The sequence below is a fragment of the [Flexibacter] sp. ATCC 35103 genome (assembly GCF_001975985.1).
In the GTDB taxonomy this organism is placed as follows: Bacteria; Bacteroidota; Bacteroidia; order Flavobacteriales; family Flavobacteriaceae; genus Flavobacterium.
The window spans coordinates 583,576-605,687 of the sequence record NZ_MTQF01000003.1 but is presented as its reverse complement, the minus strand read 5'-3'; the positions used below and the strand labels follow the sequence as shown (position 1 = coordinate 605,687).

14 protein-coding genes are annotated in these 22,112 nt (G+C 35.2%); 3 read left to right on the top strand and 11 right to left on the bottom strand.

From position 1 onward, the window contains the following. Positions 1-5: 5 nt before the first annotated feature. Together BXU01_RS06820 and BXU01_RS06815 are read left to right on the top strand one after the other, a co-directional pair. Positions 6-1,598 carry a DUF6850 family outer membrane beta-barrel protein gene (locus tag BXU01_RS06820; protein ID WP_083692482.1) on the top strand — a complete coding sequence of 531 codons (1,593 nt, stop codon included), beginning with the start codon at positions 6-8 and terminating at the stop codon, positions 1,596-1,598. A gap of 2 nt (positions 1,599-1,600) precedes the next feature. After that, complete coding sequence (locus BXU01_RS06815; protein ID WP_083692711.1) at positions 1,601-2,740, top strand: cytochrome-c peroxidase; 1,140 nt, start codon at positions 1,601-1,603, stop codon at positions 2,738-2,740. Positions 2,741-2,851: 111 nt separating this feature from the next. Here BXU01_RS06815 and BXU01_RS06810 read toward each other — a convergent pair whose 3' ends face one another. The 4 genes from BXU01_RS06810 to BXU01_RS06795 form a co-directional block, all read right to left on the bottom strand. Then, entirely contained in the window at positions 2,852-3,259 is a 408-nt protein-coding gene (locus tag BXU01_RS06810) for a hypothetical protein (protein ID WP_026983666.1), read from the bottom strand. 163 nt (positions 3,260-3,422) lie between these two features. Next, entirely contained in the window at positions 3,423-4,442 is a 1,020-nt protein-coding gene (gene pheS / locus BXU01_RS06805) for a phenylalanine--tRNA ligase subunit alpha (protein ID WP_055094076.1), read from the bottom strand. A gap of 88 nt (positions 4,443-4,530) precedes the next feature. Then, entirely contained in the window at positions 4,531-4,980 is a 450-nt protein-coding gene (locus BXU01_RS06800) for a hypothetical protein (RefSeq protein ID WP_255373716.1), read from the bottom strand. Positions 4,981-5,165: 185 nt separating this feature from the next. Further along, the gene (locus BXU01_RS06795; protein ID WP_029270935.1) at positions 5,166-5,522 is read right to left on the bottom strand and encodes a hypothetical protein; all 357 of its coding nucleotides are present in this window, start codon (positions 5,520-5,522) and stop codon (positions 5,166-5,168) included. Between the two features lie 399 nt (positions 5,523-5,921). Between BXU01_RS06795 and BXU01_RS06790 the strand changes: the two genes are divergently transcribed. Beyond that, the gene (locus BXU01_RS06790; protein WP_083692478.1) at positions 5,922-6,470 is read left to right on the top strand and encodes a CvpA family protein; all 549 of its coding nucleotides are present in this window, start codon (positions 5,922-5,924) and stop codon (positions 6,468-6,470) included. A 648-nt stretch (positions 6,471-7,118) separates the two neighbouring features. Here BXU01_RS06790 and BXU01_RS06785 read toward each other — a convergent pair. The 7 genes from BXU01_RS06785 to BXU01_RS06755 form a co-directional block, all read right to left on the bottom strand. Beyond that, positions 7,119-9,527 (bottom strand): glycoside hydrolase N-terminal domain-containing protein, encoded by a 2,409-nt coding sequence (locus tag BXU01_RS06785; RefSeq protein ID WP_083692476.1) that lies wholly within the window; start codon positions 9,525-9,527, stop codon positions 7,119-7,121. A 251-nt stretch (positions 9,528-9,778) separates the two neighbouring features. Then, the gene (locus tag BXU01_RS06780) at positions 9,779-11,728 is read right to left on the bottom strand and encodes a sialate O-acetylesterase (RefSeq protein ID WP_083692474.1); all 1,950 of its coding nucleotides are present in this window, start codon (positions 11,726-11,728) and stop codon (positions 9,779-9,781) included. A gap of 207 nt (positions 11,729-11,935) precedes the next feature. Then, the gene (locus BXU01_RS06775) at positions 11,936-13,192 is read right to left on the bottom strand and encodes a glycoside hydrolase family 5 protein (protein WP_206196606.1); all 1,257 of its coding nucleotides are present in this window, start codon (positions 13,190-13,192) and stop codon (positions 11,936-11,938) included. A gap of 120 nt (positions 13,193-13,312) precedes the next feature. Continuing rightward, positions 13,313-15,550: a glycoside hydrolase family 3 C-terminal domain-containing protein gene (locus tag BXU01_RS06770; RefSeq protein ID WP_083692472.1), complete on the bottom strand. Its 2,238-nt coding sequence runs from the start codon at positions 15,548-15,550 to the stop codon at positions 13,313-13,315. A gap of 47 nt (positions 15,551-15,597) precedes the next feature. After that, positions 15,598-17,178, bottom strand: a complete 1,581-nt coding sequence (locus tag BXU01_RS06765; protein ID WP_083692470.1) for a glycoside hydrolase — start codon at positions 17,176-17,178, stop codon at positions 15,598-15,600. 100 nt (positions 17,179-17,278) lie between these two features. Beyond that, positions 17,279-19,285 (bottom strand): glycoside hydrolase family 97 protein, encoded by a 2,007-nt coding sequence (locus tag BXU01_RS06760; RefSeq protein ID WP_083692468.1) that lies wholly within the window; start codon positions 19,283-19,285, stop codon positions 17,279-17,281. 339 nt (positions 19,286-19,624) lie between these two features. Next, positions 19,625-22,024 (bottom strand): alpha-xylosidase, encoded by a 2,400-nt coding sequence (locus BXU01_RS06755; RefSeq protein ID WP_083692466.1) that lies wholly within the window; start codon positions 22,022-22,024, stop codon positions 19,625-19,627. Positions 22,025-22,112: the final 88 nt, after the last annotated feature.

Below are 22,112 nucleotides of genomic sequence, written 5' to 3'. Positions count from 1 at the left end.
CATTAATGAAAATCTACATTTTTAAAACTAAAAGTAATGCCTGGGAATACTGGGCATTATTTCTTTTCTTTATTTTTTTTACATCTGTCACACAAGCACAAGACAGCATTGTTGTGACTAATAATAGTATTGATTCACAGGTTAAAAATCAAATATTTCAATACCCAATTGCATATACCAATAAATACATTAAAGATTTTACGTTTACTGAAATCTCTTATGAATATCAAAAAAATGAATTTGCCCGAACACAAATTGCAAGTAAAATAAATTCGTATCAGTTTCTGGCTCAGGGTTATTATACAACAAAATCTAAATGGAAGTTATTTGGTAATTTATCTATTAAAAAAATGGATGAGAAAAATTTAGGATGGGTACTTTCAGATGATCGTTCAGAAGAGCAGGAAGTCATAATGCCGCATTATTTTTTTGTTCCCAGGAAAGCAAACTGGACTAGTCAAAAATACAATCTAAGTGGTGGATTTTCTAAACAAATTACCAGCAAGATATCAATGTCTTCAAAAATTAATTATGATACTGAAAAACTCAGCAGAAGTGCTGATCCCAGACCACAAATTATTTCAAGAAAACTTGGAGGAGAATTACAACTAGGATATGATATAAAAGAGAATCACAAAATATTTACTCTCGTAAATTATACAAGGGCCGATAAGGATTTTAGTTATTTATACAAAAATGATCATCTAAATTTTGAAGCAAATCCTGATACTTATTTACGATTTAATACAGGTTATGGCAGAATTATTAATTATATCAAATCTACATATTCATCTTCTACCCGTTTTCTATATAAAGAAATAAATAATAAAATTGGCTTAGGTTACAATTTTAGCAATAAAAATACAGCGTTTACAGCGTTGTACTATAGGCAAAAATCAAATAATGACTTCTACAATAGTGTATTTGGTACTCAGGATAATGAAAGATATCAATTCGAAACCAAAACCAACCATGCTGAATTATTTACTCTCCACAAATGGGATAAAAAAGAAATAAAATCAACTTTAAAATATGACAACAGCAATAGTATCAATTATGACGTAAACAGTAAAGGACATAATTACAAAAATTCATTGAATACAATCAATTGGCTGGTTTCTATTTCTAAAAAGACAAATACCAAAATTGACTATCTATTGGGTTTGGATGTAAATTACCAACAAAACAATTACAATGATATTCTCGCGACAAGCAATATGGATATCAATTCATTGAACACCGGTATTTTTGGAAGCCGCGATTTTGCATTTGAAAAAAGTAAGCTAAATACAGCTGTAAACTTTAATATGTATTTTGCATTGCCATCATCTAATTTGGATTATTATGATACTTCCGGTGGTAGCAACAGCACCTTTTTTAACGAAGTAGTTATTCATGATTATGTCGTGAGTACAACCAATTATTTTGCTCCTGCAATACGATTAGAATACAGTTATCCGGTAAAAAACAATAAAACAGTGGTTTTCTTTACCAATTTGAAAGAAAAAATAGCACTAAAAAAACAAAATGATTACAACGCCATTATCAATACCAATACTACTTATTGGATTCAATGTGGTGTACAATTAAATTACTAAAAATGAAAACAAAGTTTATTGCCATTGGGGTAATGGTACTTTCACTTATTATCGTTTCTTATACTAAGATTAATCCAACGCTTTCTATTGCTCAATTAAAGAGATTATACAGCAGCGGAGATTATCAAAAATGGCCAAAACCAGAGGTAGATTCACTTGTTTATGCACAGGGTTTTCAAGATATTGGAACTTTGGGCCAACCTGAATTTCCTGAAGACAACAAATACACCGAAGAAAAAGCAGCATTGGGTAAGATTCTATTCTTTGATCCCAGATTATCCAAATCCGGTCAAATTTCTTGTGCTAATTGCCATGATCCTGAATTAAACTGGGGCGATGCCAGAAGGGTTTCTTACGGAGAAGGAAGACTTCAGGGTATTCGCAATTCTCCTAGTTTAATGAATATCGCTTATGCGAAAGTTTTCTTTTGGGATGGCAGAGCAGCAACTCTCGAAGATCAGGCAAGCTTCCCGATAAAAGATACTAAAGAAATGAACTTTCATATTGACCTTGCCACAAAAAGACTCAATAAAATAAAAGGTTACAGAACTCATTTCCAAAAAGCTTTTGGAAAAGAAAAACTCAATCAGACCGAAATTCTAAAAGCTATTGCCACTTTCGAAAGAACTTTAATAAGTCCGAAAAGCCGATTCGACAAATTTGTGGCGGGCGATTCAACTCAACTCAGCAATAAAGAAGTCGAAGGTTTACACTTGTTCCGTACCAAAGCACGTTGCATTAATTGCCATAACACCGCTAATTTCTCTGATAATAAATTTCACAATATTGGTCTGACCTATTACGGAAGAGAATATGAGGATTTAGGACGATATAATTTGACTGGAAAAAAAGAAAATGTAGGCGAATTTAAAACGCAATCTTTAAGAGGAGTTGCTCAAAATGCACCTTACATGCACAATGGTTTATTTCCTAATTTACGTGGTGTTCTAAACATGTACAATGCAGGAATGCCTCAACCTAAAAGAAAAGAAAGTCAGCAAAATGATACTTTGTTCCCTACAACTTCCAGATTGATTCAAAAATTAAAACTCAACCAATCAGAATTAGATGCATTAGAAGCTTTTATCAGTAGTTTGTCTACGGGCGCTTATAAAATGAGACCGCCTGAGTTACCGCAATAGTTTGCAGTATTCAGTCGCAGTATTCAGTCGCAGTTTACAGTAAAAATTAAAAAGTCAGAAATAATTAAAATTATTCCTGACTTTTTTATTAGGCGACTGAGACTAAAAAACTTACTTCACCATCACACCTTCAACAAACAAAATAGGCACTTCTTCTGTTTTATTTTCGTTGATTAGATTTGATTTAAAAATGAATTTCTTATCGTATAAAGTGTTTCCAATGAAGAATGTTACCATGAATTCATTGTTTAAAACCAACAAACTCTTTTCGATCATTTCGATTTTCACTACAGAAACAGCTGGAACTTCAACAAATGCGTGACGTAAAACTGATGTTTTTTTCATTTCGCCATCAATAGTTCCAAATGCTTTAGAAACTACCATTACGCTGTCTAAATTAAAGTCACTATCATTTACAAGATAAGCGTACCAGACTTTTTCCATAAAATCGTCGCTCCATTCCTGAACAGCGGCAAGAAATACGTTTTCTACTTCGGGGATTGTTATATCTTTTTTCATTAATTAAATTTTAAAAACCTTTGTCAAAGCCTGAAGCTCTAACAAAGGTTTGTTTTATTGTAAAGGTAATTTATAACATAAAGCTCTAGCCCTGATGGAAGCGGCATCCTTTTGTTTTTTTCTTTAAAAAATAAAAGATACAGCGGACAGCAGGAAATAGCTCCTAAATATTTGCTTTGAATTGCTCTAAGAAACGAACATCATTTTCGTAAAACATACGAATATCACCAATTTGGTATAACAACATTGCAATACGCTCTACTCCCATTCCGAAAGCAAAACCGTTGAATTCTTCCGGATTGATATCGCAATTTTTAAGAACATTTGGATCTACCATTCCGCAACCTCCAATTTCTAACCAACCAGTTCCTTTTGTGATACGGTAATCAGTTTCGGTTTTTAAACCCCAATAAATATCAATTTCGGCACTTGGTTCTGTAAACGGAAAGTATGAAGGACGTAAACGAATCTTTGATTTTCCGAACATTTCTTTAGTAAAATAAAGTAATGTCTGTTTCAAATCAGCAAATGATACATCTTTGTCAATGTACAATCCTTCAACCTGATGGAAGATACAGTGTGAGCGTGACGAAACTGCTTCGTTACGAAACACACGTCCCGGAGAAATAGTACGAATTGGCGGCTTGTGATTTTCCATATAACGCACCTGAACAGATGAAGTATGCGTACGCAACAACACATCAGGATTGGTCTGAATGAAAAATGTATCCTGCATATCACGCGCCGGATGATATTCCGGTAAATTAAGCGCCGTAAAATTATGCCAGTCGTCTTCGATTTCCGGTCCTTCGGAAACATTGAAACCAATGTTGGCAAAAATATCTATAATTTGATTTTTAACGATAGAAATCGGGTGACGGGAACCTATAATTACAGGCTCTGCAGCACGTGTTAAATCACCAAACAGACCTTTTACTTCTTCTTTACTTTCCAGTTCTTCCTGAATAACCCTTACTTTCTCTTCGGCAACAGCTTTTAAAGTATTTATTACTTGTCCAAAGTCTTTTTTCTGGTCGTTTGGAATATTTTTGAACTCTGTAAAAAGTTCTTTTAACAACCCTTTACTACCTAAATATTTAACACGGAATTGCTCTAAAGATTCTTTATTTTTATCATTAAAGGCTTTGGCTTCCTCTATATGTTGTTTTATCTTGTCTATCATTTTCCTTCAATAATTGAGGGAACAAATTTAAGGAATTTGTTCCAAGTATGGTATTTAAAGTTTAAAGTTTCCTTTTAAATCAAATAATCTATCTTATCAGGCTAATTTTACTTTCTATTTGTTTCACTTTTTCCATCCAAAAATTTATTCCTTCCTGATTCTTAATAATTTCTTTTTTGGCATTCGATGAAACTTTACTTAATTCATACCAATTTTTCTGGTATTCCTTTTCTCTTTCCTGTTTATCGGTGGGTTCAGTTCTTGAACGCCAAAAATCAATATTTTTAAGGTACGTGTTTTTTATACCTTCAAAATATTCGATTATCTTTTCCTTAGAATTAGGAATGTATCCTGGTCCGCTGCAGCCACAAGAATGAAAAGCAATCCCAACAGAGTACAAACTTTTAATATGTTCCCATTTTTTCAGATCATCCTTTTTTGGCGATTCAAAATCAAGTCCCATATTCGCTGTTAACGCTCCACATTCTGGGCATTTTGCTTCCAGAATTGATTTTTCGCCTCTTTTTATGTCATTCATCAATCTTCTCTTAAATGTCTTCCGACAATTAAAACAAGCATAATGTGGTTTATAAGAAACCATTGCATATCTACACATTTCTTTTTAGTTTTCAGTCGCAGTCTCAGTCTCAGTTTTCAGTCTCTGTTTACAGTTTACAGTTTAGCACACGCTGAAAACTGAGACTGCGACTGTAAACTAAAAAACTACTCAATAAGTTCTCTTTCTAAAAAATAATTCACAATGGCTTCTTTCATCAAAACCGATTGTTCTCCGGCTTTAAGCGGCGGCAATTCTTCTTTTACTTTGTAATGTGGCCATCCTTCTGCATCAAAAAAGTCGAATTCATAAAAACCGTAAGGTTCTAATAAACGGCAAATAGCGATGTGCATCAGGTTTAATTTTTCATCTTTTTTGAATTCACGGTGCACTTTACCAAGTTCCTGAACTCCAATTAGGTAAATTATGGCATCTAAATCTAAGTCTTCGCCTTGCGAAAACTGATTAGATAATATATCGACGAGCTTTTCCCATCGCTCTTTTAGTTGTGTATCTCTGGACATTTTTATTTGTGGATTTTAGATTTCAGATTTCAGATTGAAGAACGATTTAAAGATTATTTAAACTTAATTTCTACTATCACAGCTCTAAAATTATTATTGCAAAGATAGGAAGTTCAAATCCAAAGACCTAAAATTAAAGATTTCTCATACATTATTAAATAAATCACCCACTGATTAAGCGGGTTGAACGGATTCACACTGATTTTTTCTCTACTGTTAATCCTTCCCGATCTTTACTTAAAAGCCTTAGTCTAAATCTGCCAACTAATTTTACTTTGTATAAACCTGCTATAATCCGTATAATCCGCGAGCTAAAAAACATTAGTCCCGAAGCTTCGGGATTGCAACTTTGAACCTAAAAAAAGATCTATATTTGCGCCTCATAAAACAACAGAAAATATGAGTTTTTTTGACATGCTTTTTGGAGCACTCTTAGCTTTTAGTTTATACAAAGGAATTAAAAATGGACTTTTTGTAGAAATAGCTTCTTTTATTTCTTTATTACTTGGAATTTATATTGCGATTAAATTCTCTTCGTTCATGAAGGAACTAATCATGAAGCACGTTTCCTGGAACCCAAACACGATACAAGTTACAGCTTTTATCCTGACATTTATTCTGGTGGTAATTGGTGTTTATTTCTTAGCAAAAATCCTTACCGGAATTGCTGATTTTGCTTTTCTGGGCTGGGCAAATAAACTGGGTGGAGGTTTTTTCAGAATTCTAAAAACGATCCTGATTATGAGTATTTTCATTGCGTTGTTTGAGAAAATAAACTTCAATGAAACTTTTGCTAAAAAGGAAACGCTCGATAAATCCATTTTTTATAATCCGGTAAAAAAAGTTGCAGCTTTTGTTTATCCTTCGATCGAAAAATGGTATGAAGAATTTAAAGATAGTCGTGCTAAAGATTCTGAAGAAAAAAAGGAAACGATTAAAGAAGAATAAATCCAAAAAGGGAGAAAATATTTCGTTTTGTGAAGGAATTTATATATCGCTCCGCTGGAGCTCTATATTGTAAATGTTTATGCTATAAATATTTCGCTTCTATGAAGCTTTCCTAAAATAAACCCAACAATTATTTATAAAAAGTAAACCCAACAGGTTTTAAAAACCTGTCGGGTTTGAACACTTTTTGTTTAAAAAAAATTAAGTCCCAGAGGGACGAAATATTTATAGAAATTTAGCGTGTCTATGTATAAAAGCCCCAGAGGGATAAAATATTTCTTTTTGTGAGGAATTTATATATCGCTCCGCTGGAGCTTTATATTGTAAATTTTATGCTATAAATATTTCGCTTTTATGAAGCTTTCCCAAAAATAAACCTAAGAATTATTTGTAAAAAGTAAACCCGACAGGTTTTAAAAACCTGTCGGGTTTGAACATTTTTTGTTTTAAAAAAGAAATTTAAGTGCCAGAGGTACGAAATATTTATAGAAATTTAGCGTGTCTATGTATAAGAGCCCCAGAGGGGTGAAATATTTCGTTTTGTGAGGAATTTATATATCGCTCCGCTGGAGCTTTATATTGTAAATGTTTATGCTATAAATATTTCGCTTCTATGAAGCTTTCCGAAAAACAAACCCTATAATTATTTTACCAGTTTACTTCTAGCTTTTCTCCTTTTTTCAAAACAATTTCTTGTTTTTTATCCCCGTTTATTAAGGTTGTTTTTCCTCCTGTTTTCGAAGAAATTATAAGTTTCTTTATAAGCTTGTTTTCCCAATTCATTTCGATTTCAAATCCGCCACGGGCACAAATTCCTTTTACGGATCCGGTTTCCCAGGCATCTGGTAAAGCAGGAAGTAATCTGATTTCGTTTTCGTTTGACTGAATCAGCATTTCAGCAACGGCTGCGGCTCCGCCAAAATTTCCATCGATTTGAAACGGCGGATGCGCATCGAATAAATTTGGATACGTTCCTCCTCCTCTTCTGGGTTTATCGGTTTTCTTGCCATCCGGATCAACATATCGCAATAATTCACGAAACATTTTATAAGCGCGGTTTCCGTCCCAAAGTCTTGCCCAAAGATTAATTCTCCATCCTTTTGACCAGCCGGTTGTTTCGTCTCCTTTTATTTCTAAAGTCTTTTTTGAAGCTTCGGCTAAATCTGGTGTTTTCTCTGGTGTGATATGATCTCCGGGAAAAAGTCCGAATAATTGAGATTGATGCCGGTGCTTAGGATCTTCGTCATTCCAATCGAAATACCATTCCTGCAAATTTCCTTTTTTGCCAATTTGATACGGATAAAATTTAGAGAGTGCCATTTCTAGTTTTGCCCTGAAATCAGCATCGCTATTTAAAACTTTTGATGCTTTTATTGTTTTCTCGAAACATTCTCTAATCATGGCTAAATCTGCTGTTCCTCCGTACATTGTGGCTCCAATAAAACCATCTGGGGCAATGTATTTATTTTCAGGAGAAGTTGATGGCGAAGTAATCAGATTTCCGTTTTTATCCGTAACCATCCATCCTAAAAAAAATTGAGAAGCTCCTTTCATGATTGGATAACCTTCATTTTTCAGGTAATTTTTATCCTGCGTAAAAACATAATGTTCCCAAATATGTGTACTTAACCAAGCACCTGATAACGGCCAGCAAGCCCAACTGGGATCTTCTTTGCCAAATTGCCCAACCGGATTAGTCATTGCCCAAATGTCTGAATTGTGCGCTGCGGCCCAACCCTGATTTACGCCATAAAAAGTCTTTGCCGTAACTTTTCCGGTTACCGAAAGATTTTTGATGAAACTTAAAAGCGGCAAATGCATTTCGGATAAATTGGTATTTTCAGCCAGCCAGTAATTTTCTTCCAAGTTGATGTTCATGGTATAATTACTGCTCCATGGCGGATTTAGATGTGGATTCCAGATTCCTTGTAAGTTGGCGGGAACTCCAAGTGTTCTGGAACTGCTGATTAGTAAATAACGTCCGTAATTGAAATAAAGGATTTCAAGGTTTTTATCTTCTTTGCCATCAGCGTATCTTAATAAACGCTCGTCTGTAGCTAAATCCGGTGCGGTTGTTTTTCCTAAATCTAAAGTTACTCTGTTGTAATATTTTTGATAATCGGCGATGTGGGCTTCTTTTAGCTTATCGAATGATTTTGCAAATGATTTGTTCAGGTTTTGCAATGCAATCGATACGTCATCTAATCCTTCTGTTGCGGGATTTTTGTCGAAACCGTTAAAACTTGTCGCAACAGATACATATACATAAGCTTCGGTTGCATCTTTTAAAGTTAAAGCATCTCTGGAATTTGTAATTTTTCCGTCGGTTTTTTTAATTTGGACTAAAGTAGTGAATCTTGTTCCTCTTTCTTTTACTTGCAGGTATTTTGGTAAAACGGTATATCCTGCATTTTCATGAATTGGAGCTGATCCTGTCATGACCAGAATATTATTTCTTACTTCAACATTTGATTGCAGTAAACTCCTTAAATTAATATCGAAATTCAGAGTTCCTTTTACGCTACTTGTCAATTTTATGACCATAATTTGGTCCGGTGCCGAAACAAAATACTCACGGGTAAATTTTACGCCGTTCATTTCATAACTCACCTTTGATACGGCATTCGAAATATCGAGTTCACGATAGTAATTGACCGCTTTTCCTTTTTCGGAATTATTGATTTCTAATGTTCCTAAAGGTGCATATGATTCGGAGTTTTTACCTTCGAGTTTTTTGTTTAATTCGTCGGCTAGTTTGTAGTTTTCATTTTTGAGCGCTTCACGAATTGCCGGAATATTTTTGTAAGCTTCCGGATTCATATTAGCATTTACAGGTTCGCCTGACCAAAGTGTTGCATCGTTCAAATAAATTTTATCTGAATTTGCTCCGCCAAAAACAGTGGCTCCCATTTTTCCGTTTCCTAAAACCAAACTTTCCTCAAAGAATTCTGCGGGTTGATTGTACCACAAAACATGATTGGATTGTGCCGTCATGTTTAGACAGAAAAAAGTGAATAGTAGGATGAAAAATGTTTTTTTTATGACGTTTGATTTCATTCAATATTTCTTTTTTATTGATGATATCCTAACCGGTTTTTCAACCTGTTAGGTATTCTAATTTTTTAATTGCTTTGACAAATATACCTAACAGGTTTTGGAAACGGGTTAGGATATCGAAACCAATTTGTTCGCGTGAGGGATAGAAGCAAATTACCGAAGTAATGCGTATAGCCCGACCGTATTTGCGAAAGGCGCATATAAGCGATTTGTTAGATAGCGCCTTTTGTAAATGTGGTCACGCCCAAATATTACTTACTAACCTTATATATTTCGTTTGCCGTAATCATTTCCCAATTATCGGTTCTAAAAGGTGATGCAGGAAATTTTTCTTTGTTAAAAAGATTGATTTCTGTATCGTCGTCTGCCCAGCCATAATGCACGGCAACGGGATTTTTAACATTTTCGCTTGAAACTATGACTTTATTATTTTTAATTATCGCTTTTGCGGAATGAAAAATTTTGTCGGTTCCGGCAATTTCGAATCCTTTTAGGTTTTCAGAATTGTCAGAAGCAAATAATCCGCTTCCGATATTGTCGAAAGTAAGGATAATTTCGTTTCCTTTTATTTCCTGAGATTTAAAAGTTGGACCGCTATAGATTTGTTTTTTACCGTAAACATTATTCAATGCAATTGCTGCCAAACGCAGACCTACATCTTGTTTATTTTTTGGGTGAATATCTTTTGCATTTCCAATATCGGTAGTTACGACCATTCCGGTATTAGGCAATTTTAGTGTTTCAAGTTGTGCTTCGCGAAGTTCTGCCCAGCGGCTGCCGACTTTACTATTGCCATTAAACTCATTAAAAGTAGACAATTGTACAAAGTAAAAAGGAAAATCCCCTTGCTTGAATTTTGTTCGCCAATCTGAAATCATTAACGGAAAAGCTTTTTTGTATTGCTTTGCTCTCCACACATTGGCTTCGCCCTGATACCATAAAACGCCCTGAAACGCATACGGAACGAGCGGATTTACCATTGCATTGTATAATAATGAGGGATAACTGTTTGGTGAAACTGCGATTTTTACCTGAACGACATTAAATTTCCAAAGTCCTTCAAGTGGAATATTGTTGTCTTTAAACTGAATTTTTAAATCGGAAGGATCGCCGTAGATTCCGCCACCTCCTGAGTAATCTGCAATACGAACTGCGATTACATTTTTGCCTTCTTTAAGAATTCCTGATGGAATTTTATAAACGCGCAATGTTTCCCATATTTTGTTAGTTCCTACCTGAACTCCATTTACATAGGTAATATCTTCATCATCTACTTTAGATAAATGCAAAACGGCTTCACTTTTGGCTTGTTCCGCAGATAATGTAATTGTTTTTCGCATCCAGACAATTCCATCGATATTGCCTATTTGTTGGTTTTCCCACAAGGAAGGAACTTTTATTTCCGGCCAGTTTTTATCTTCGAAATTAAACTCTTTAAATTGATTTTCGTTTTCCATCGAAACATCAAAACCCTGAATTTTCTTTAAGTTGTCGAGAACTGACTTTTTATAAACTTCAAAAACAGCATCCATATCTACCTGAGGAACATCTGCAATCATGGCTTTGAAGTTATTACTTTTTTCAAAAGCCTGGCGGCTTGTCCAGGTTTCGACATTGGTTCCACCCCAGGAAGTATTTATGATTCCGATTGGGATTTTTAATTCTGCATATAATTTCTTAGCAAAAAAGAAACCTGCTGCTGTAAAATCACGAATATTTTCTTTGTTGGCAACTGCCCATTTTCCTTCTTTAAGATCTTCTTTTGGTGTTCCGCTTAAATCCTGAGCGACTCCAAAATGACGAATCATAGGATAATCAGCATCGGCCATTTCTTTTTCGGCATTTATGACTTTATACATCTGAAATTCCATATTCGATTGTCCGCTGCAAATCCATACTTCTCCAACCAAAACATCTTTGATAATGATTTTGTTTTTTGCTGTAATGGATAATTCAAAAGGACCTCCGGCTTTTTCGGCAGAAAGTTTTATCATCCATTTTCCGTTTTTATCGGCCTGAATGGTTTTGGTTTGTTTGTTAAAATGAACTTCGACTTTTTCGTTTGGTTCTGCCCAACCCCAAACCGGAATTTCTTTATTGCGCTGCAAAACCATTCCGTCAGAAAATAACAAGGGCATTCTAACATTGGCATTTACTATGATGCTGCACATCAAAAAAAGAAATATTATGTTTTTCTTCATTTTATTTGTTTTTTAAACCATATAAGTGATATAAGTAAAAATAAGTTTCGCATATCGTTTGTACTTATAATTTCTTATATCACTTATATGGTGAATTTGTATTTTTCATTTAATTAAATGACAAGATGGTGAATAAAATTGAAAACTAAGTTCGATTTTTTAAGCCGGACTTATAATTCTTATATCACTTATATGGTGAATTTGTATTTACTGTAATCCCTCTTTCATTGCATTTAATGCCTGTGTATCAAAAACAGTATTATTGGTTCTGTTGATAATTCCGAAACCATTATTACCTAAGTTTCCTTCATCCCAATAAAATGGTAATAATCCGTTTGCTTTCGCTGTTTTCACGACAGTCTTTAAATAATAAGCTCTCGAATTTAAATGCAAGGTCAATGCATTACCTGTTAAAGTAGTACGACGAATTGCGCCAAACTCGCCTAATAAAACCGGAATTCCTTTATCGACAAATTGGGTTTTCATTAATTTGAAGTTTTTCGTCAAATCAGCTTCTTCTCCATAACTTGCATTTCTATCCAGTTCTGTTGTCGAATGAAATCCTGCACCCCAATAATAAAACATTTTACCCCAGGATTCATCTTTGGTTAATCCGCCAAAATTCCATGGTGCATAATAATGTACTTCGACCATCATACGGCTTGCCGTTTTATCTGTTGGCAAAGTGGTCATTAATTTATTTGTTTTTTCGATATCTGTTGTTGGTCCCTGAACTATTAATGTTCTGTAAGCATTTTTTCCTCCGGTCGAACGTACTGCATCGATAAAGGTTTGGTGATACGAAGTTAAAACTGCCATTTGAGCAGCATCTTCAACTGCTGGTTCATTGGCGCCTGCAAAAAGCAAATGCTCGTCAAATCCTCTTAAATGTGTGGCTATTTGTTCCCAAAAAGCTTTCTGTTTGGCGTTATTTTCTACTTTTTTGGCTTCGGTAATATTATTTTCTAACCAGCCACCGTCCCAGTGAATGTTAACGACTACATACATATTATTGTCAACACAATATTGCACGACCTCTTTTACCCTGTTCAGCCAGTCTGTTTTTAATTTGGCTGTTGCCGAATTTTCTAAGTATTGATTCCAGGAACACGGAATTCTTATCGCATTGAATCCATTGGCTTTTACAGCATCGATTAAGGCTTTTGTTACTTTTGGATTTCCCCAGGCTGTTTCTCCGCCGGTTGCTTCTAATGTATTCCCAATATTCCAGCCCAGTTTTATTTTTGCTGCCAATTGTACTGCATTACTGGACATTCCGGTTGCATCGGCTGCAATTGGATTGGTATTGTAACTTGGATATAATCCGGCAGCAGCAACTTTTTCTATTCCTGCTTCGGCTTTTACTTGTGCTTCGGCTTCTTTATCAGAACTGCATGCCAAAATACTTAAAAAAGACAAAGATAAGATGGCACTAAACAAATAACTTTTTACGTTTTTTTTCATTTTTTGATTTTTACTATTAATTGTGTGATTCTCTTTCTAACTTAAACAACACTAAATGCATCTGAAAAAATAGTTATTCTAAACTATTAAAGCCCCACACAATTAATGTAAAAACTCTTATTACTTTATCGTTACAACAACTTCTTTCTTGATATCTCTAGAAGAGTTTCCTAATTTTAAAGTATATTTTCCTGGCTCAACTGTCCATTTTTTATTGGCTACATCGTAGTAAGCTAATTCTTTTACCGGAACTTTTATAGTTACTGTATTAGAACTTCCTGATTTTACCAATATCTTCTGGAACCCTTTTAATTCTTGTGCAGCACGTGTAATTTTAGAATCAGATTTAGAAGTATACAACTGAACCACTTCTTTACCATCTACTTTTCCTGTGTTTTTTACTTCTACAGAAACTGTGATTGTTTCGTTTTGTGCGTACGATGCTTTGTCTGTTTTTGCATTATCAAAAGCAAAAGAAGTGTATGATAATCCGTATCCAAAAGGATATAATGGCGCAATATTTTTGGTGTCAAACCAGCGGTATCCTACCAAAATTCCTTCGGCATAGTTTACTGTTTTTCCTCCTGGGAAACTGTTTGTTGCGTGAGCAGGAGAATCCATAATTTGCTTAGGCATAGTCCAAGGTAATTTTCCTGACGGATTTACTTTTCCTAATAATACATCTGCCAAAGCATTTCCTCCTTCTGAACCGTTAAACCACGTCCATACTAAAGCTGATGTTTTTTTGCTGATCGCATCGATATCAAAAGGTGCTCCTGCAACCATAACGACAATAGTTCTTGGATTAACAGCCAATACTTTCTGAATTAATTCTTCTTGTCCAAATGGTAATTTTAAATTTCTACGGTCAGATGCTTCTGTTTCGTAATCACGGTTTGAACCTGCGAAAATAATTGCAACATCAGATTTTTTAGCTGCTTCAATTGCTTCCTGTAATTTTGCCGGATCTAACTGATCAATTGTTACAGGACCATTTGAGGTGATGTTTCCTAAATTTCCTTTGTTTTTCTCGTCGTAACGTTCTAAATATCCTTCGGCATAATTAATTTTAATCGATGATGGCAATCTGTTTTTTAAACCTTCAAGTGGTGTAACTTCTCTTTTGGTTTTTACTCCTGCTCCAAATCCGCCAAGGGCATTTTTCTTTGTAGCATTGTTTCCAATTACGGCAACAGATTTAACGCCTTCTAATTTTAATGGTAATGCATTATTATCGTTTTTCAATAAAACTACTGCTTCTGCAGCAATTTTATAAGCGTCCTGATAATGCGCTTCGGTTGCAATGCTTCCTTTTGCACGGTCTTTTCCGCCCATTGCTTTTACCTGAAATAATGTGCGCAGGATTCTTTTTACGTGTTTATCTAATTCTGCTTCTGAAATTTCTTTGTTTTTAGCAGCAGCAATTAATTTATCGGCAAGGAAAAATTCATTAAAAGGTTTTGGTGTTCCCATTTCAATATCCAATCCGCTGTTTAAAGATTTTACTGTCGAGTGAACCGCAGCCCAATCTGAAACTACAACACCTTTAAATCCCCATTCGTCACGAAGGATTTTGTTCAGCATATAATCATTCTCGCATAAATATTCTCCTCTAAATTTATTGTAAGCACCCATAACACTGTAAGCATGCGCTTCTTTTATTGAAGCCTCGAATGCCGGAAGATAAATTTCACGAAGTGTACGTTCGTCAATTTGTACATCGACAAAATCACGGTTTGTTTCCTGATTGTTTGCTGCATAATGCTTCACACAAGCCATAACATCGTTATCCTGTAAACCAACAATTAACGGCACTGCAATTTTTTTGTTCAAAAACGGGTCTTCAGACATATATTCATATGTTCTTCCTCCAAGTGGCGTTCTAACAATGTTTATGGCTGGTGAAAGCAACATATCTTTATCTCTGGCGCGCATTTCCTGTCCAAGGCTATTCCCGAAGGTATAGGCCATTTCAGCATTCCAAGTTGCAGCAAGTCCTCCACCGGCTGGGTAATAAGTCGCAAAATCATCTTTTAATCCTGCCGGAGCCCAGTTGTCACGCGAAATTTCTTCACGAACTCCCAATGGTCCGTCAGCCATTTTAAGTTCCGGAATTCCTAAACGTTTTACACCACCGGAAGTAAACATACTGTTACCGTGCAGCATTCCGATTTTTTCTTCCAATGTCATTTGAGAAACCAATTTGTCGATTTCTGCGTCAAATTCTGATCCTATTTCTTTTCCTTTATATTCTTCTGTCTGTGCCGAATCAGAACTTGTGCTTTTTGCATCATTTTTACAAGAAGCAAATGCCAGGAATGCAAATGCAGCTGATAGGCATATAATTTTGTTTTTCATGCTTAATAAATTTATTTTAGTTTTTTGGAATTCGTTAGTCTTAGAAACTACTGCTTTACAAAATTGAATAAAACTACGTCGTTTTCATTGATTTTATAAGTGGTACTATAAGTTCCTTTTGCATTAATGGTTACTTTTTCTGTTGCGATCAAAGCGCCATTATTTTTTTCTTTTATACTTTTTACCTGTTCACGTGATAATTGAGCAGGTTTTCCCATGGCCAGATAATCGGCGTAAGCGTCATTGACTTTATAACCTACTTTATAAATTTCTAAAGTATAGTTGCCTTTCTCTAAACCATCGACTTCAATTTTTACACTGCCTTTTGGTTTTGATGGTAAATCCTTTATATAATAGGTTTGATTATTGACAGAATCTCCGGGATGTGTGTTTGTAAAATCCCAAAACAACAATTGAACATTTCCTTTTGAATTTTTAGTCGCCCACGAAGAGGTGTCTTTATTTTGAAGTTCTGTTTCGCCTAATTTATTCAGGAAAGAATAAGAGAAATAAGCCGGTTTTTTGATTCCCTGCGTATTCAATAATCCAAAACCTCCGTGAAATGGTGTAAATCTTGGACCTGCTTCTTCAAATATATCGGTAAAAACCCAATAAGACATAGAATTTGCAGCATTGCCAACTTGTTTTAATTTTTGAAGAATATAAGCTGCCGAATGATAACTGTCATGAACAGGATCTGCGGGAGTATAAGAAGAACTCCATTCTGTATAATGCAATTCAAGTTTTGGCTTAGCCGAATTTGAAATCTGATTACGTGAATTGATTACGTCGCCGCTTATACTTGATTCTTCTTTATTTAAAACAGTTCCTGTAGTTCCAAATTCATCCAGAAATCCTTGTTTTACTCCGTAAGTATGTGTCGAAATAAAATCTAACGGAACATTGTTTTTAGCACAAAAATCAATTGTTTCCGGAACCCATGCTGCTCCGGCTGTTGCAGGTCCGCCAACTTTATAAGCTGAGTTTACGCTTTTTATTCCGCGAGCTGCATATTCATATAATTTGAAATATTCTGCCTGCGTTCCTGTCCAGAAACCCGGAGATAAATTAGGCTCGTTCCAAACTTCAAAATACCATGTTTTTACTTCTTCAGCTCCGTAACGTTCTGTGAAATGCTGGGTTAAGTTGCGAATTAAATCTTCCCATTTTTTATAATCTTTTGGAGGCGTTACGTTTCCTTTCCACCAGAAAATAGTTTGACTTCCGCTCGCTAAAGCCGATGGCATAAAACCCAATTCTACAAAAGGCTTCATTTTAATACTCAATATAAAATCATACAAAGCATCGATATATTGGTAATTATATTCAGGATTTCCTTTTGAGTCTTCACGATAAACTGCCATATCATCAGATAATAAACCGTGCATACGAATGTATTTAAAATCGCATTCTTTTTTGGTCATTGCCAATTGTTGTTGCCAATCTGCACGTAAACCTTCATTTGCTCTTCCTGCGCCAATACATTCTTTGAACATGGTGTTTAATTCGCCTGCCGTTTTGTTATAATCGACTTTTATCGTTCTGTTTTCAGCAGTAGTATTTTGTCCAAATAAATTAATATTTATTAGAGTTATGAAAATCAGGAATGTTCTTAAAATTCTTTTCATATTAAATTCGTTTGGGTTGAATTACGTTGTGTTAGTAAACCCGACAGGTTTTAAAAACCTGTCGGGTTTGATCATCTACATCGACAATCTGTATCAATAATTACAATTTTTTAAATCTAATTGCTGTTCCGCCAGCGCCGCCTAAATGTAATTTTAGTGAATCTGAAGCTTTTACTGTTTTCTTAGAAATTGCTACTGCTGATGGATTGTGTGTTTCATCAGTTCCTTCGGCGTCAGCATAAATCTGCGCTTCATACGTTGCATTTGAATCTAAAAATGATAAGGAAACATTTACGTCTCTTGCATTTTCGTTTGTGATCGTTCCTAAATACCAATCGGCGCTGTTTCTGTCTTTACGAACTGTTGTGATGTATTCTCCAATTTTTCCGTCTAATACTTTTGTATCTTCCCAATCTGTTGGAACATCTTTTAAGAATTGCAAAGCTGGTTTTCCTTCGTAATTTTCAGGAAGATCTGCCATCATCTGGATTGGGGCATAAATCGTAACGTACAATGCTAATTGTTGCGCTGTTGTTCCGTGTACTCTTTTTCCAGGATATCCTTGTTTTACCTCAACATCAAAAATTCCCGGTGTAAAATCCATTGGCCCCGAAAGTAATCTTGTAAATGGAATAATCGTTAAGTGATTTGGCGGATTTCCTTCGCTCCAGGCGTTATATTCTTGTCCGCGCGCTGCTTCTCTTGAAACCATGTTTGGAAAAGTTCTGCGTTCTCCCGTATCTTTTATTGATTCGTGGTATAAAACAGCTAAATCATATTGTGCTGCTTTTTCTAAAATATATCTGAAATAATTTACTCCAAATTGTCCAAAGTGATTTTCTTTCATGTTCAATTTAGAACCAACGTGACCAATTTTAACGGAATGCATTCCTAACTTTTTGTATAAGGCAAAACCTTCATCAACTTCTTTTAAATAGTTAATTAAATTTGAACCTGTTTCGTGATATCCAATAAGTGCAACGCCTTTTTTGTTTCCGTATTCAACTACTTTTTCTAAATCAAAATTGTCTGCACTTTTCGTGAAGCTAAACATGTGCATATGATTTTCATACCATTGTGGCGTCCAGCCTTTGTTCCAGCCTTCGATCAATAAATGATGAAATCCTTCTTTTGCGGTAAAATCAATATATTCTTCGGCGTGTTTTGTTGTTGCTCCTTGTTTGTCACTTTCCCAAAAAGTATATTTTCCAATGTGCATTCCCCACCAAATCCCGAAGTATTTGTATGGTTTGAAATAACTTGCTGTATTCTTTAATTTGTTTGGATCGTTCAGGTTTAAAATCAAATATGAAGTAATTAAATCTGCCGGAGTTTCGCCAATTTGAAGTGTTCTCCAAGAAGAAGTGAAAGTATCTTTTACACGAACTTTTACGCTATCAGACCACGGCACCAAATCAGATTTAAGTTGTGTTCCGGTTGTGTTTACCAAAGTCATACTGGCAAAATCAACTAAGTTTGCTTCGTGAAAACTCAATGCTAATCCGCTTTTGCTTTCGATTGTAAGCGGCGTCAAAACGGTATCAAGTGTACTTACAGGCGCATCTTTAAAAAGATATTCGTCACGGTTTTCTCTGTTTGCCGGAATCCACCATGCTTTTCCATCTTCTTTTAAGTTAAAAGTCGTTTTTTCATCTATAATGAAAATACTGTCTTTTACACTTTGTTTTGGATATACATATCTGAAAGCGATTCCGTCATCGAAAGCACGAAACTGAATTTCAAGCTTGCGTTTGTTTCCCGCTTTTTGCTGTAATTCTACAGAAAGCTGATTGTAATGATTTCTGATGTTTTTCTTTTCTCCCCAAACTTGTTCCCAGGTTTCATCAAAAGTGGAATTTTTCACGCTTTTGATTTCGAAATCAGAACTTAAATTTTCATTTCCTTTTAATAAAAATCCCATATCTGATGGCGTTATCACTTCGGTTTTTCCGTGTGACACCGCATATTTTGGAGCGTTTTTTACTAATTCGAATTTGATTTTGTTTTGCCCGTTTGGCGATGCCAATTCATAAGCATTTTTATTTTTCTGACTGTATCCAATCGAAACTGAAAGGATTAAAGCGGGAAGAATGAGGTAATTTTTCATGATTTTTTTTCTTAATTCATTTTTAATAAATCGGGTGTCGCTTGTGCTTTCACCCGATTTAGAAACTCAACAAAAACTTATTTTTATCCGACTAAGGATTTATTTTTTTTCCACAGATTCAAATGATTTTTTATTATTCTCTCGCAGATTTGGCAGATTGAGCAGATTTTAATCTGTAGCTATATTTTTTACTAATCTTAAAGATTAAAAAAAATCTGCTCAATCTGCCAAATCTGCGAGAACAAAAACCCTTTAATCTGTGTCTTTTCTTTTGCCACGAATTTCACAAATTATCACCAATTTAATTCGTGAAATTAGTGTAATTCGTGGCTAACTTTTTTATTTTATCCACTCTGTTTTAAGAGTTGTTTTTCCTTGTAACGGGTTTGAAGTTACGTCAAAATTGTTTCCGTTTTTGATTACTTTAATTTCTTGTACTGCATCACCTTCCGGTAAAAACACTTTGGCCGTAGCCGATGTGGTTTTGTCACTTGCATATACTTTTAAGGTTAATTTACTCCAATCCATATCTTTTGTAGATTGTGCTAAAGCGATGTGGGGCAAAGCTGTTCCGTCTTTTACTAAAACTACGATTGGTACTTCGCCTGCTTTAATTTTATGCCAGCCGGATTGGTATACTTTTTTAGTTTGGTAATCAATCCATGTTCCTTCCGGAAGGTAAACGTCTCTTTCTGTCACTTCTTCAAAAAGTGGTGCAACCAACATACTTGATCCAAATAAATATTCATTATCTACTAACCAAGCGCCCGGATCATTTGGATATTCTACAAATAATGCACGCATCATTGGCAATCCTTTTTGTGAACTTTCTTTCGCCTGAGCGTAGATATATGGCATTAATTCGTAGCGCATATTATCTGCTTTTCTAAATCCTTCAAGAAAATCTTTGCTGTATAACCAAGGTTCGCGCGGAGGTTCTCCGTGGCTCCTTACGTGTGAAGTAAACATTCCGAACGGCGCCCATCTTCTGTATAAATTCTCTGGTGATTTTGTTGCAAATCCTCCTACGTCATGACTCCAGAAACTGAATCCGCTTAATCCTAATGAAAGTCCGCCACGTAATTCTGCTGACATTGCTCCGTTTGTAGTTTCGGCATCTCCACCCCAATGTAACGGATAACGTTGAGATCCTGCCCAAGTACTTCTTGCCCAAATTAAAGTATATCCTTTTTCTTTTTGTGTAATTTCGGCGACAGCCTTATTGTATCTTAACGGATATAAATTATGTTCGTAAAATCCTGTTCTTCCTGAATGGTAAATTCCGTCTGGCGGAGCTGCTTCTCCAAAATCTACTTTGAAAACCGAAACTCCCTGGTCGAATAAATGTTTCAGTTTTGCCTGATACCAAGTTACAGTTTCAGGATTTGAGAAATCAAGAACAGCATCTTCATACGGAAGATTTCCTTTGCGATCTCTCACGGCTAAATTCTTATCCATGATTTCATTAAACAACGTATTCTTTGGCGAGAAATACGGCAATTGCCATAAACAAACATGAAAACCGTCATCTTTTAAATCTGACATCATTTTTTCGGCATCTGGGAAACGGGCTTTTGCAAACTCATAATTGTTTCTCCAATCTACATCAAACCAGCCTGTATCAAAGTGAATAACATCTGTTGGAATTTTATATTTGCGTAAATCTTTTGCTACTTCTCTTCCTTCTTTTTCAGAGAAATAAGTGATTCGGCTCATCCAGAAACCAAATGACCAAAGTGGCGGCATTGCAGCTTTTCCGGTTAAATCTGTGTATTGATCTAAAACGTCTTTTGGTTCTCCGATAAAGAAAAACAAATCGGCTTCGTCGTCGCCAATATACATTTCGTTTGCACTTGAATAATATCTTCCAAAGTCAACTGTAATTGGTGTCGAATGGTGCATGAAAACTCCGTAACCGCGGCTGCTCATATAAAACGGAACAGGTTTGTACATCGTTTCATTCTGGATTCCGTTGGCATCATCTGCCCATAAAACTACTTTTTGTCCGCGTTTATTAAATTGTGTGAATGATTCTCCACAACCAAATATTTTTTCGTCCGGTTCTAAGCTAAAAGCAGCGCCCATACTTCTTGAATAATCGCTATTTCTACGAACATACGAGAACGGAAGTGTTGGTGTATAGGTATTTTTAAAATCTGAATCGTGAAGTGTACTTGTCAATAATTTTCCGGTTTCATCGTAAATTTTTACGTGCCACGGTTTTGTCAAAATTTCTACTCTTCCGTGTTTGCTGGTATAACTGTGACCGCCTTCGATTTTAGAATATTTCCATAATTCAGGATGATTTGGCGCAACGCCATTTATCAGCATTAAGGATTCTTTTTCAGGATGAAATTGTGGTCCTGAAGTCGTTTTGATTCGAATCGTTCTGTCTGAAACAAACTGAATCTGAAATGGTAATTCTGGTGAAGCCTGGTATTCTGTGGTTGGAAATTCGTTTGCTTCAACAACATCTGGTTTCATCATCATATTGTTGAAAGCCTGACGCGTTTTATAATTATATCTCAGATATTTTATCGTTCCTTTTCCTGTTGCAGGATCAAAATTGGTTAATTCATCTGCAAAATAAAAGGTGTTCAGATAATTCTGAAAATCCTTGCTGATGTCTATTGGAGCATTCAGTACATCTGCGTTCTGAATTTGAGCTGAGGCATTTGGAATTGTAAGAAGTCCAAAAGCGCAAATCGAAAACAAGGTTTTTAAATGTGATTTTTTCATTAGTTATTTTTTTATTTTTTTGTCACAGATTAAAAGGATTCGAAAGGATTTTTTCTTTTCTCTCGCAGATTTAGCAGATCATGCAGAT